14 protein-coding genes are annotated in these 13,145 nt (G+C 61.5%); 6 read left to right on the plus strand and 8 right to left on the minus strand.

From position 1 onward, the window contains the following. Window positions 1-25: 25 nt before the first annotated feature. From urtE to AC0VX3_RS21245, 4 genes are all read left to right on the plus strand, one after another. Window positions 26-721, plus strand: coding sequence for an urea ABC transporter ATP-binding subunit UrtE (urtE, locus tag AC0VX3_RS21230; protein ID WP_475522188.1), 696 nt, complete (start codon window positions 26-28; stop codon window positions 719-721). A gap of 119 nt (window positions 722-840) precedes the next feature. After that, window positions 841-2,130 carry an ArgE/DapE family deacylase gene (locus AC0VX3_RS21235; protein ID WP_475522189.1) on the plus strand — a complete coding sequence of 430 codons (1,290 nt, stop codon included), beginning with the start codon at window positions 841-843 and terminating at the stop codon, window positions 2,128-2,130. Window positions 2,131-2,397: 267 nt separating this feature from the next. Beyond that, entirely contained in the window at window positions 2,398-3,705 is a 1,308-nt protein-coding gene (locus AC0VX3_RS21240; RefSeq protein ID WP_475522190.1) for a UDP-glucose dehydrogenase family protein, read from the plus strand. Between the two features lie 277 nt (window positions 3,706-3,982). Further along, entirely contained in the window at window positions 3,983-4,726 is a 744-nt protein-coding gene (locus AC0VX3_RS21245; protein ID WP_475522191.1) for a sugar transferase, read from the plus strand. A gap of 100 nt (window positions 4,727-4,826) precedes the next feature. Here AC0VX3_RS21245 and aroQ read toward each other — a convergent pair whose 3' ends face one another. Then, the gene (aroQ, locus tag AC0VX3_RS21250) at window positions 4,827-5,270 is read right to left on the minus strand and encodes a type II 3-dehydroquinate dehydratase (protein WP_475525223.1); all 444 of its coding nucleotides are present in this window, start codon (window positions 5,268-5,270) and stop codon (window positions 4,827-4,829) included. Window positions 5,271-5,329: 59 nt separating this feature from the next. Between aroQ and AC0VX3_RS21255 the strand changes: the two genes are divergently transcribed. Further along, complete coding sequence (locus tag AC0VX3_RS21255; RefSeq protein WP_475522192.1) at window positions 5,330-5,692, plus strand: hypothetical protein; 363 nt, start codon at window positions 5,330-5,332, stop codon at window positions 5,690-5,692. Window positions 5,693-5,902: 210 nt separating this feature from the next. On the opposite strand, the gene AC0VX3_RS21260 is transcribed toward AC0VX3_RS21255, so the two are convergent. Then, the gene (locus AC0VX3_RS21260) at window positions 5,903-6,382 is read right to left on the minus strand and encodes a response regulator (protein ID WP_475525224.1); all 480 of its coding nucleotides are present in this window, start codon (window positions 6,380-6,382) and stop codon (window positions 5,903-5,905) included. 333 nt (window positions 6,383-6,715) lie between these two features. Here AC0VX3_RS21260 and AC0VX3_RS21265 point away from each other — a divergent pair, with 333 nt between their 5' ends. Then, window positions 6,716-6,883: a hypothetical protein gene (locus AC0VX3_RS21265; protein ID WP_475522193.1), complete on the plus strand. Its 168-nt coding sequence runs from the start codon at window positions 6,716-6,718 to the stop codon at window positions 6,881-6,883. A 53-nt stretch (window positions 6,884-6,936) separates the two neighbouring features. Here the strand turns inward: AC0VX3_RS21265 and AC0VX3_RS21270 are convergent, their stop codons facing one another. From AC0VX3_RS21270 to ccoP, 6 genes are all read right to left on the minus strand, one after another. Then, entirely contained in the window at window positions 6,937-7,608 is a 672-nt protein-coding gene (locus tag AC0VX3_RS21270; RefSeq protein WP_475522194.1) for a class I SAM-dependent methyltransferase, read from the minus strand. Window positions 7,609-7,689: 81 nt separating this feature from the next. Beyond that, window positions 7,690-7,839 (minus strand): cbb3-type cytochrome oxidase assembly protein CcoS, encoded by a 150-nt coding sequence (ccoS, locus tag AC0VX3_RS21275; RefSeq protein WP_342894537.1) that lies wholly within the window; start codon window positions 7,837-7,839, stop codon window positions 7,690-7,692. 7 nt (window positions 7,840-7,846) lie between these two features. Further along, a complete protein-coding gene (locus AC0VX3_RS21280; protein ID WP_475522195.1) occupies window positions 7,847-10,096 on the minus strand; it encodes a heavy metal translocating P-type ATPase in 2,250 nt (749 codons plus the stop codon). A 10-nt stretch (window positions 10,097-10,106) separates the two neighbouring features. Continuing rightward, window positions 10,107-10,619 carry a FixH family protein gene (locus AC0VX3_RS21285; protein ID WP_342894535.1) on the minus strand — a complete coding sequence of 171 codons (513 nt, stop codon included), beginning with the start codon at window positions 10,617-10,619 and terminating at the stop codon, window positions 10,107-10,109. 10 nt (window positions 10,620-10,629) lie between these two features. Continuing rightward, the gene (gene ccoG / locus AC0VX3_RS21290) at window positions 10,630-12,093 is read right to left on the minus strand and encodes a cytochrome c oxidase accessory protein CcoG (RefSeq protein ID WP_475522196.1); all 1,464 of its coding nucleotides are present in this window, start codon (window positions 12,091-12,093) and stop codon (window positions 10,630-10,632) included. A gap of 171 nt (window positions 12,094-12,264) precedes the next feature. Next, window positions 12,265-13,143: a cytochrome-c oxidase, cbb3-type subunit III gene (gene ccoP, locus AC0VX3_RS21295; RefSeq protein WP_475522197.1), complete on the minus strand. Its 879-nt coding sequence runs from the start codon at window positions 13,141-13,143 to the stop codon at window positions 12,265-12,267. Window positions 13,144-13,145: the final 2 nt, after the last annotated feature.

The raw sequence follows: 13,145 nt of genomic DNA on the forward strand, positions 1-13,145 counted from the left end.
GCTTAAGTCCGTTAGGTCAGAAACCATGCTGCAAGTTGACAATATCGATCTTCACTACGGCGCTGCTCAAGCCCTCAAGAAAGTGTCGCTGACCGCCGAAGTCGGCAAGGTCACCTGTCTGATGGGCCGCAACGGGGTCGGCAAGACCTCCACGCTGCGCGCCGTCGCCGGCCAGCACGGCATTTCGTCCGGACAAATCTTCTGGGACGGCCAGGACATTTCCTCCCTGCCGGCCCATGCGCGCGCCCGCAGGGGCATTGCCGTCGTGCCCCAGGGACGGGAGGTTTTTCCCTTGCTGTCCGTGAAGGAGAACCTGGAGACCGGCTATGCGCCGATCGCCCGCCGGGAGCGGTTCATTCCCGAGACGATCTTCGAATTGTTTCCGGTGCTCAAGGACATGCTCGGCCGCCGGGGCGGCGACCTGTCCGGCGGACAGCAGCAGCAGCTCGCCATCGCAAGAGCGCTGGTGACCCGGCCGAAACTGCTGGTGCTGGACGAACCGACCGAAGGCATCCAGCCATCGATCATCAAGGATATCGGCCGGGCGATTTCCTGGCTGCGCGACCAGGGAACCATGGCGATCGTGCTGGTGGAACAGTATTTCGAGTTCGCCCGCGACCTTGCCGACGACTATTGCGTGATGGACCGGGGCGAGATCGTGCTGTCAGGAACCGGAGCGGATCTGTCCGAAACGGAGGTCCGGAAGTATCTGACCGTTTGACCCCGGGCGCCCCGGCCAACCGGCGTCCTGTCCCCTTGACGCAGGATTTGACGCGGAGGAACCGATTGTTAGGGTGCGGGCACGAAACAGCCTGCCTCCAAGCTCCGAAACGGACTGCCATGCTCCCTTCCCTGCCCGCAGACACGATTGCCGCCATCACCAAGGCCGTGGAGGAAGGTTTCGAAAATCAGGTCGCCCTTCTCCAGGAAATCGTCCGGGCGCCGTCCCTGCGCGGCCAGGAAGCCGGTGTCCAGCGGATCGTGGCGGAAGCGCTCGAGACAAGGGGCTATGACGTGGCGACTTGCCCGATCGACGTCGCGCTCCTGGAAGACCATCCGGCTTTTTCGCCGGCAACCACCGACTACGCGGACACGTTCAACGTCTCGGGCCGCAAGGCTCCTGAGCGGCAGACCGGCCGCTCGCTGATCCTGAATGGCCATGTCGATGTGGTGCCGACCGCGAATCCGGAGTTCTGGACCCATCCGCCCTTTGCGGCCGTTCGCGAAGGCGACTGGCTGTTCGGACGCGGCGCCGGCGACATGAAGGCCGGACTGGCGGCAAACCTTTTTGCGGTGGATGCCATTGAATCTGCGGGCTACAGCCTTCAGGCACCGCTGGAGTTTCAGTCCGTGATTGACGAGGAGGTCACCGGCAACGGCACCGCCGCGGCGATCGCGGGCGGTGCGACCGCCGACGCGGTCCTGATCCCCGAGCCGACGGACGAGGACCTCATCTTCGCCAATTCCGGCGTGATCAAGTTTCGGATCACCGTACAGGGCATCCCGGCCCATCCGCGCGATCCCGGCTCCGGCCTGAGCGCCATCGAAACTGCCTTTCTGGTGATCGCAAAACTGAAGGAACTGGAGACCCTCTGGAACAGGGAAAAATCCGGTCATCCCGGGTTCGACACCCTTGCCAATCCGGCCAGTCTGAACATCGGCACCATCCAGGGGGGCGAGTGGCCGGCCTCCATTCCGTTCGAATGCCGCTTCGAGGGCCGCATCGGGTTCTATCCCGGCGACACCCCGTCGGAGCGCATGGCCGAGGTCGAGCACCTCCTGCGCAACCTCGCATCGAGCGATGCGCGCCTCGAACAGGCGAACCCGCGGCTGGAATGGATCGGCACCTGCCAGGCCGGATACAGGCTGGAGCAAGGAACAGAGGCCGAAGCCGTGCTGGCGTCAGCCCATTGCGCCGTCAATGGTCAGCCGCTGGCGCGCTCCATCATGGCCTGCTATCTGGATGCGGCACTCTATGTGAACCATTGCTGCATCCCCGCCCTGACCTACGGACCGCGAACAAAGAACATTCATGGCATCGACGAATGCGTCGACCTTGTTTCGTTGAAACGGGTTACCCGGACGATCGCGCTGTTTACGGCGCAGTGGTGCGGTGTCGGGCGGGACTGATCCGGCCGCCGCAACGTTTCGCCACTTGCGCGGTTTGCCGCGTCAATCAGGCTCGCCATCCGGATGAATTGGGATCAGGACCCAGACCGTGATCCCCGTCCCGGCTACCGGCCAAGCGGCAAATTGTCCGCTTGCCGGTGTTCGGCTCTGGCCTTTTCGCGCGTGTGCATGTAATCCGGGCCAAACTCAATGGCTTTCGGTGGTCGGCAACTGCCGGAAGACCACCCAGAAGCAGGCCGGAACCAGGCCAGAAGCAGGAATGTCAGAATGCGCGTTGCAATGATTGGAACCGGCTACGTCGGTCTTGTTTCGGGAACATGTTTTGCAGATTTCGGCCATGTGGTGACCTGCATCGACAAGGACGCGACAAAGATCGACGCGTTGAATGACGGTCACATTCCGATCTACGAGCCCGGTCTTCAGGAACTGGTTGCCAAGAATGTCGAGGAGGAACGCCTCTTCTTTTCCACCGAAGCAGCGCAAGCGATCCGGGAAGCCGATGCGGTTTTCATCGCCGTCGGCACACCGACGCGCCGCGGTGACGGTCATGCGGACCTGACATATGTTTATGCGGCCGCCGAAGAAATCGCCGGTCTTCTCAACGGCTTCACGGTGATCGTCACCAAATCGACGGTTCCGGTGGGAACCGGTGACGAGGTCGAGGCGATCATCCGCAAGACCAATCCGAAGGCCGATTTCGCCGTTGTTTCAAATCCGGAGTTTCTGCGCGAAGGCGCTGCGATCAGCGATTTCAAACGGCCGGACCGCGTGGTTGTCGGGACGGAGGACGAAAAGGCGGTGGAGGTGATGAAGGAACTCTACCGGCCGCTCTACCTCAACGAAACGCCGATCATCGTGACCCGGCGCCGGACCTCCGAACTGATCAAATACGCGGCCAACGCGTTCCTGGCGGTCAAGATCACCTTTATCAACGAGATCGCCGATCTGTGCGAAAAGGTCGGCGCCAACGTTCAGGAAGTCTCGCGCGGCATCGGATTGGACAACCGGATCGGCGGCAAGTTTCTGCATGCGGGTCCTGGCTATGGCGGCTCGTGCTTTCCCAAAGACACGCTGGCCCTGTCGAAGATCGCCGCCGATGCGCACTCCGACCTGAAGATCGTCGACAGCGTCATCGAGGTGAATACCGCCCGCAAGAAAAAAATGGCCGACAAGGTCATCGACTTCCTGGGCGGCGATGTCGACGGCAAGACCGTTGCCCTGCTGGGCCTGGCCTTCAAACCCAACACCGATGACATGCGCGAAGCCCCGAGCATCGACATCGTGGCGAAACTGCAGGCGGCAGGCGCGAAAATACGGGCCTATGATCCCGCCAGCATGGAAGAGGCCGAAAAGGTCATGTCCGGCGTGCTGTTCTGCGACGGGCCCTATCATGCCATTGAAAACGCAGATGTGGTTGTAATCGTGACAGAATGGGACCAGTTCCGCGCGCTGGACCTGGACCGGGTCAAATCTCTGGTGAATTCGCCGAAGGTTGTCGACCTTCGCAATATTTACAAGACCGACTACATGACAGCGCGCGGCTTCGAATATACCAGCGTCGGACGCAGTTACTGACAGGACGGCAAGCGCTCCGATCCATCGACCTTCATCAGAACGCCGGGCCCCGACAGGCCCGGCGTTCCTGATTTCAGATTACCAAAATTTCACATCACATTTTGCCCGCCAATGTTGCCCCGGTTTCGCCGACATGGTAACCAAATCCTTAATAGAGAACAATTTTCCGGTTTCCATTAACCAAGCGTTAACGATTTAATAGCGGTTGAAATCGCATCCGGATAAAGTGCCGTTGCACCTTTGTATTGCGTGCGTAACGGGTTGAGGCTGGCGAAACTTGGCGAACGAAACAGTTTCCTATAGCGCTGACGGACAGGGCCGCAAGGCGTTGAAGTTGGTTGGCTACTCCGTGTGGGACAGCACAGGCCCCGACGCGGCCCGGTCGCCGCGCTCGAAACGGGGTTACCCGGCCTTCATCATCAACACCGCCTTGAAGAAGATGCTGGATCTGACCGGTGCTGCGGCAGCGCTGATCCTGCTTTTTCCCTTAATGGTTGCAACTTCAATTGCAATAAAACTGACAAGCCGCGGCCCGGTGTTTTTTCGCCAGCAACGGCTCGGTCTCAACGGAACCCTGTTCACCGTTCTCAAGTTCCGGTCGATGCGGACCGAACAGTGCGACGTGTCGGGTGTGGCTCAGACCATCGCCAACGACCCGCGCCTGACCCCAATCGGCGCCTTCCTGCGCAAGAGCAATTTCGACGAGCTGCCGCAACTGATCAATGTCCTCAAGGGCGAGATGTCTCTCGTCGGCCCGCGGCCGCATGTGCCGGGCATGCTCGCTGCCGGCGTCCCCTACGAGGAATTCGACCCGAGATATCCGGACCGCCACAGCGTCCTTCCCGGCATCACCGGCCTGGCGCAGGCAAACGGGTTCAGGGGCGACACGCGCAAGGCCTATGCCGCTCACATGCGGCTGGAACATGACCTTGCCTATATCCGCAGGCAATCGTTTCTGCTGGACCTCAGGATCCTCGTCGCCACGCTGGTGAGGGAGTTCTTCAAGGGCAGCGGTTACTGACTTTACCACTGGAACGCACGCGTGCAATCGACGACCTGGGTCCGCCGGTGTAAGCCGCCGGATCGGGAGCCGTCAGACCAGATTGATCGCTGAACCCGGCTCAGCCCTTCGCGCAGAGCCGCGCCATATGCTGCACGGCAAGCACGTAGCCTTCCACGCCACATCCGGCAATGACCGCATCCGCGCGCGCCGAAACGTAGGAATGGTGCCGGAAACTCTCGCGCTTGTGGATGTTCGATATATGCACCTCTATCACCGGACAGCTGCAGGCGCTGAGGGCATCGAGAAGCGCTATCGAGGTGTGGGTATAGGCGGCCGGATTGATGATGATACCCGCTGCGGCTTCCCTGGCCTCGTGCACCCAGTCGATCAGGTCGTGTTCGGCATTGCTCTGGCGGAACACGGTTTCAAGGCCAGCCTGTCCGGCCGCGGCCTCGCACATCTGCCGGACGTCGTCCAATGTCTGCGAACCGTAGATTTCCGGCTCCCGGTGACCAAGGAGATTGAGATTCGGTCCGTTCAGGATGTAGAGCGTCGACGCCATGAAAAAGTCCTCGAAATGCTTCGGCAACATGCCTTCAGATCGCTGTTTTATCAAGAAAATTGCCGCTTTTCCTGAAAATTCTGTGGACGGCATCCTCTGAAAGTACAGAGCATGGGCGCCGCGCTTGCTTTCAAGGGCTTTACGTATTATTAACTATGAATATCCAGAGTAAGAAAAACTCGGCTCAATGGGGCAACATGATTAAGCTGCGCGAACGGCTGGATACACTCGAAGCACTGATGGCTGCAGTGGACGGCTATCATCATCTTCCGATTGATGTGCTCTCACAGTTTCTGCTGGATCATTATACCGTGGATCTGGATGTCCTCGCTCAGTTCGCGGAAGTCACTGAAACAGGCAACTCTGCCATGCAGGGCGCAAACGCTTTCGAAAGCGAAACGGCAGCGCAATCCGCTGCCTGATCCTGGCCCGGCGAAAACCAATTCTCTTCAATTGAAATGTCTGGAACCTGTTCCGGCTGGCCGAATTTTCTGACGGCGGGCGTCTTGGCGGCATTCGGCGGGCTCGTTCCCAGCGTGCGGCGACCGCACTCCTCGCTTGCGGAATTCCGTCAAGCGGACAGCAGCCGGCTTTGTCGGTCTGATAAAATGATGCGGCAGCTACAGGACACCCTAGCCGATCGCGGTGGTCTGACCGTCGTTGTCTTCCTGCTGAGGAGGCGCAGGCTGGCCTGGACCGCCCTGCCAGATCTTCTGGCGATTGCGGATCTCGCGCGGCGCAGGGCCGAAATAGGTCGCGGTCTTGATGAAGTCGCGCGGGTGCAGGATCACACTCGAAACGCGCTGATAAAGCGATTTCGCCGAGATCGGCTTGGACAGCAATTCGTGCACGCCAAGACGCCGTGCCTCGACGATCCTGCTGCGTTCCGTATGTGCGGTGACCATGATGATCGGAATGTAGGCGAAAGGATTGTTCGGACTGCGGATCATGCGCACCATGTCCGCACCGTCCAGGATCGGCATCACCCAGTCCAGGATGAGGATATCCGGGTTCGCGCGGTCCATGGCCTCCAGGCCGGACGCACCATCTTCCGCCTCGACAATACGCCGCGCGCCGAAACCCTGCAGCATCGTGCGCAGGATCGTCCGCATGTAGGCGCTGTCTTCGACCAGCAAGAATGTCAGCGAGGCAAGATCGAGGCTCACCTAGTCCTCCTTGTTAGACTTCTTTTGTGGCATGAAAGTCTGAACAATGAGTTATGCCGATCATCATCTGCTGGAACGCAGCCCCTTGCCGATAGCGGTGAAAACAAATGCCTGCACCGATCGCTAGGAATAGGAGGTGCGATTTCATCCCTTGGTAATATTGCAGAGAATTAATCTTCTGCGCGCGGCCATGTTAACGGGACCTTCAAGTCTGCGGCGCCATGTTGCAGTCGAGAAAACAACACGTGTGAGACGGCTTTGCCAACGATAGTAAGCACCATGTCCCGGGAACCTGAATCATTCAGCGAAGAGGAACAGATTTCCTGCAAGTCCAGGAGATCCGCCTCCGGCCCGAATGGTGGGTTGAAGGACAACCTGCTGCTGCTGGCGGGCATCGGCCTCGTCTTGCTCGCGACCGGCATGGTGCTGTCCAACATTCTGTCCTGAGCCCCGCGAAGTATCCAGCAGACATCCGGCCAGAAGACACGCAAACCGGCCGCTCAGACTGCCATCGGACCGCTCGCGCCGAACAGCACCACACATCCAATCACGTCTATCCGCACTTGCCCGAAGCGTTTCCGCAAGGCCGTATCGAGGGCCTGGCGCGTGTCGTTCCGATTGGAGAAAACCCCCTTGGCGTTGTAGAGTTTCATCAATCCGCGCGCGGCCGGGGATCTCGGCACATCCCCCTGCAGGATGGTTGCGCCAAAGACGGTGCCGCCTTCGGCCAGATGCGGCAGAAGATAATCGAACAGACGGGCCTTGCCCGTCATGTCACCCGGCAGGCAATGCAGAACATAATTCAGACCGATCGAGCCGAAGCGGCCGAGATCCGCCGGCCAGGGCACCAGCGCATCCGCCTGAACGGTTCGCGGCCGGTACCTGCCGATCCGCGCGGCGGCAGCCTTCAGGCACTGGAGATTGGGATCGAGCAGTGTGATCTTCGGCTGCGGCCCCGGGAACGGTGCCCTGTCGAGGAAATAACCCGTTCCCACCCCGATATCGAGATGATCCGATGACAGATGGCGGCTGTAATGGCCGGTCAGATGCCGGCTCGGACACCGCCAGATGAGCTGATTGGAAAACCCGAGCACCAGCGCATCGTAAAGGGCAAGCGATTTTCCTGAATAGACCGCATAGCCCGGCTCGTGCGCCGCCGGAAACAATTCCACCCCATTCCCCCTACTATTGACTGGCCCTTCGCCAGGGGGCCGTTGCGGCGCTGTCATGGCGGGCTTCGACCCGGAACGGTGTCAGTCCGGGAGGTCGTCGTCATCCAGGATGCGCCATTTCGCGCCTTCCAGATCATCGTATTGTCCGCTTCTCAGCGACCACAGAAACGCGGCAAGGCCCAGAAGACCCAGACCAAGGGCGACCGGTATCAGATAAATCAGAACATCCATGGACTTGTTATCCTTTCACCGGACGGGCGGCATCAAAGTGTTCGTCCACGGCCGGCGGTTGCCCGCCCGCTGCGCTCCAGCGGAGCCTGAGGGCATTTGCGGTGACAGCCAGGGAAGACGCCGACATGGCAACCGCCGCCATGAGCGGCGTGACAAAACCGGCGACGGCGACCGGGACCGCGATGACGTTGTAGAGTGCGGACAACCAGAGGTTCTGCGCGATTGCGATACGCGCCTTCTTCGACAGGCGCAGCGCATCGGCGACCGGAAGTAACCGGTCACCCAGGAAGACGGCATCGGCTGCTGCCTGGGAAAGATGAACCGCCGAGACAGGCGACAGCGACACATGGGCTCCGGCGAGTGCCGGGGCATCGTTGAGACCGTCCCCGACCATCAGGACTTTGCGGCCCTGGCTCTGCAGGTCCTCCAGCCGGGCCATCTTCTGCGCCGGTTTCATGCCCGCTTGCCACCTGGGCACGCCAAGAGCCTCTGCGCAGGCAGCGACCGCCTGACGGGTGTCGCCCGACAGGATCTCCAGGGCGTATCCCTGTGTTCTCAAAAGATCGAGCACAGGTCTTGCGTCCGGACGCAACTTCTGGCGAAAGGCCAGCAGCTCAACGGGATCGTCACCAAGCCGGACCGCAAGCAGGGACGCTCCCGGATGATCGTGCAGCACCTTTTCGGCGAGGCTTGCGGGCGCTTCGCAGAAGTGTGGGCTGCCGAGGCGAAGGCGCGCGCCGTCGACGCTGGTTTCCAGACCAGCTCCGGACACTTCGGTAACATCCGGCAGGGGCACCAATGCGCCCGTTGCCTTCACGAGCGCCGCGGACAACGGATGGCGGCTGGCAAGTGCGAGGCGCCCGGCCAGGGCCATCGTCCCGGACAGTGGATCGACCCGCCCGCACAATTCCGGCTCCGCGAGCGTCAGCGTCCCGGTCTTGTCGAACAGGATCGTGTCGACCGCGGCAAGCCGCTCGATGGCATCGCCGGAATTGAGAAGCACGCCGCGGCGGAACAATTGGCCGGACACGACCACCTGGACAGCGGGCACCGCCAGGCCGAGCGCGCAGGGGCAGGTTATGATCAGAACGGAAATGGAGATGACCAGCGCCGGTTGCCAGTCCAGCCCGGCCACAAGCCAGCCGAGGAAAGTCAATCCGGCCGCGCCATGCACCAGGGGCGCATAGAGACGTGCTGCCCGGTCGGCAATGCGGACATATTTCGACTTCGCCTGGGACGCGGCCTCCAAAAGCCGGTTGACCTCGTCCAGAAGCGTCGCACCAGAGGCAGATTCCACGCGCACCTGCAGGGCCCCGGCCCCGTTCACCGTTCCCGCATAGACCCTTTGTCCCGCCGTGACAGGTGCAAGCGCGCTTTCGCCGGTCACGAGGCTCTGATCGATTTCGGAAATGCCGGTCTCGACGATGCCGTCGACCGGCACTCTTTCCCCGCCCGCGACCAGGACGAGGTCCCCTGGGGCGATCCTGGAAAGCGGCACCTCACGCACGCTGCCATCGGCATTGACCCTGGCGGCGACCTCGGCCTTGAGAGCCGCGATATTCTCCGCGAAGGACCGGGTGCGGCCCTTCATGTTGTGATCGAGATAGCGCCCGACCAGCAGGAAGAACAACAGCATGACGGCGGATTCGAAATAGGCGTGATGCTGGTGCTGGATGGTCTGCACGACAGACAGGCCGACCGCCAGGAAAACACCGATCACGATCGGCACGTCCATGTTGAGCCTGCCGGCGGACAGGGCCTTGAGCGCGCTGGTGACGAAGGGGCGGCCGGCATAGGCAACCGTCGGCAAGGCGATCAGCGCCGACAGCCAGTGGAAGAAGTCGCGCGTTTCCGGCGTGATGTCGGTGGCGTTGCCGGACCAGACCGACACGGACAGCAGCATGATGTTCATGCCCGCGAATCCGGCGACAGCCAGGCAGCGCAGCAACTGCTTGCCGGTTTTGTCCTGACGCTGTTTCTGACTGGCCGGATCGAAGGGATGCGCCGTATAGCCGAGCCGGGACAGTTCGGCAACGATCTCGTCGGCACCGGTCTGGTCCTGGACCCAGTCGACGGCCAGCCGCTGGCTGGTCAGATTGACCCGCGCGGTACGAATTCCGGGCAACCGTTTCAGGCCGCGTTCGATCTCGCCCATGCAGGCCGCACAGGTGATGCCGTCGACGGCCAGGTCCATGTGAACCGCGCCGTCCTTTGCCGGTGTCACGAATGCCTGCCAGTCACGCTGATGAACCGTCACGCCCGCTGCCTCACTCGCTCAGGAAAATCCGGTTTTCCGATTTGAACTTGCGCTCGCCATCCTGACTGATCAGGAGAACAAGTGTCCAGTTTCCTGGAGCCACCCTGGTGACCTCGCCGACATAGCGGCCACCGCCATCGGCGTGAAAATCCACTTTCACATCGGAATTGTCGGCCACGGGATTGCGCAGCATGGCGTTCAGCTTGATGCCGTAAAGCGGCGTGCCGTCCGCGTCGGCCGCGGTGACGACCAGCTTGCCGCCGTCCCCGTCGGCACGGATGAATTCACTCGACACCTGCCAGTTCAGATCCGCCTGTGCCTTTGCCGCGGCTATTTCCTGATTGTAGGCCTGCCCGGCCTCATAGGAACTCTCCACCACCACCCCCGGGAACGACCCGAGAGCGAGATAGATGAAGATCCCGTTCGCGGTGAAGATGATGCCGAAGAAACCGAGCAGCCAGAACAGCACGGTCCTGCCGGTCATCGCCTTGGGGTCTTTCATATTCGACTGAACCATTGTCATGCGTCTTTCCTCAAGGCTTGGCGGGGGCTTTGAACGTGTCCCTGGCGGTCACCACCTCGCCCATCACGCTTTCCGTGATCCGGAAGGTCACGGGGGTGGAATGCGGCAATTCCAGTCCGGGCGGGGACGTCACCAGGACACGAACTTCGCGGGTCGTGTCCGGACCGACCGAGACAATCGGCCGCCCGGCGAAGGAGGCATCCACCCCGACCGCCTCGACAAGCGTGTTGGGCGGCATGCCTTCGACATGCAGCACGAAACTGCGGTCATGGCGGCGCTTGTTGGACAGCCGCACCATGTAACCGTTGCGCACCGAGCCGTCGGACTGTTCCACGAACACCGGATTGCGGTCATGCAGAACGCTGATATCGGCGAAATCCCGGTTCAGCAGCGTGAACGTCATGATGGCGCCAACCAGCACGATCACGGCCGCATAGATCACCGTGCGGACCCGGACGATCTCGTAGACCGGTTCCTTGCCCTCGATGCGACGCTCGATGTTCTCGTCGGTGTCGTAGCCGATCAGTCCGGTCGGTTTGCCGACCTTCTTCATGACATTGTCGCAGGCATCGATGCACAGGCCGCACTGGATGCAGTCGAGCTGCATGCCCTCGCGGATATCGACCCCGGTCGGGCACACCTGAAAACACTGGAAACAGTCGACACAGTCCCCGGCAGGCAGGCCCTTCTCTTCGAGTTTCCTGTTCTGCTTGAGCGAGCCGCGCGGCTCTCCCCGGTCCCAGCGGTAGGTGACGTTGAGCGCCTTTTCATCCGTCAGAGCCGCCTGGATACGCGGCCACGGACACATGTAGATGCAGACCTGTTCGCGCATGAAGCCGGCCAGGAGATAGGTCGTCGCCGTCAGGATGCCGATCCAGACATAGGCGGCCAGGGGCGCCTGGAAGGTCAGCAGCTCCATGACCAGCGTCGGCGCGTCGTTGAAATAGAGAACCCATGCGCCGCCGGTCCACCAGGCGATCATCAGCCAGAAGAAGTGTTTGGTGGCGCGCTTGCCGATCTTGCCGAACGTCCAGGGTTCCTTGTCGAGCACGATCCGTTCCCGACGGTCGCCCTCGATCTTGCGCTCGACCCAGAGGAACAGGTCGGTCCAGACCGTCTGGGGGCACAGGTAGCCGCACCAGATCCGGCCGGCGACCGCGTTCATCAGAAACAGCGCGACCGCCGCAATGATCAGCAGACCGGTGAGATAATAGACTTCCTGCGGCCAGATCTCGATGAAGAAGAAATACGCCCTGCGGGCTTCCATATCGACCAGAACCGCCTGATCGGGGGCGTTCGGCCCTCTGTCGAAGCGCACGAAGGGCAGGAAGTAGTAGAGCCCCAGTGTGATGAAAAGCAGCGTCCACTTGATCCTGCGAAACAGGCCGTGGGTCGCCATTGGATAGATCTTCTTGGCGGACGCAAACCACTCCTCCGGGTGCGCGCCCTCCTGCGTTTCGGTGTCCGTGGACATACCGTCCGTCCTTTGTAACGCGATCCTGCCCCACCAGGATCCAGATAAAACCCGATGCCGCGATCATGACCGGCATGGCGTCAAGATAAACCGGCGCAAAGCGTCACACCTTGCGCCGGATCAAATCTGCCGGGCGATCCGGCGCATTTGCCGTACCGGATCCCGCGGGACCTACTGGCCACCCCCGAAGGAATGCACATAGACGGTCAGCGACTTGATCGTCGCCGGGTCAAGACGGTCGACCCAGGCAGGCATCACGCCGTTGCGCGGTGTGTGGATCTGCGCCTTGATGTCTTCCAGAGAATTGCCATAGAGGTAATTCGCCGACATCAGGCTGGGGGCACCCGTTTCCTGAATGCCTTCCAGATTGTCGCCGTGGCAGGCCGCGCAATTGTCCGCATAGAGCGTCTCGCCGGCGGCCAGATCGACACCGTCTTCGGTCGGCACATCGGCCCTGGAAGCCACGAAGTTCGCGACCTGGCTGACTTCCTCGCGGCTCAGCAGCTCATCGCGGCCGAAGGCCGGCATGTCGCCGATCCGGGCGTCGTCATGGTCCGACCGGATACCGTAGAGCAGCGTGGTGTGAACGTCTTCCAGCGTGCCGCCCCACAGCCAGGTGTCGTCCTGGAGGTTCGGATAGCCTTCCGCACCCGTTCCGCCCGAGCCATGGCAGGGCGCGCAATTGTCGCCGAAGGCGGCCTGGCCGTTCGCCAGCGCAAATTGCAGAAGCTCCTGATCCGTGGAGATATCCTCCAGCGGGGTCGCGACGACCTTGTCGGCAAATTGCGACCGGCCGGCAACGCCCTCGTCCAGAGCGGCGAGAGCCTCAAGTCGCTGGTTGGCGCCCAGCACGCCGGTCGAGTAACTGGAAATCAGCGGCCAGGAGGGGTAGAGCACCCAATAGACTACCGCCCAGGCGATGCAGGCGTAGAAACTGTACAGCCACCATCTGGGAAGAGGATTGTTCAACTCCTTGAGGCCGTCCCATTCGTGGCCCGTGGTTTCGACCCCGGAGACCCGGTCGATGTCCTTGTTGTGTGTGTCAGCCATGG

It is taken from the genome of Roseibium sp. QJM3NY_11, from assembly GCF_056173175.1.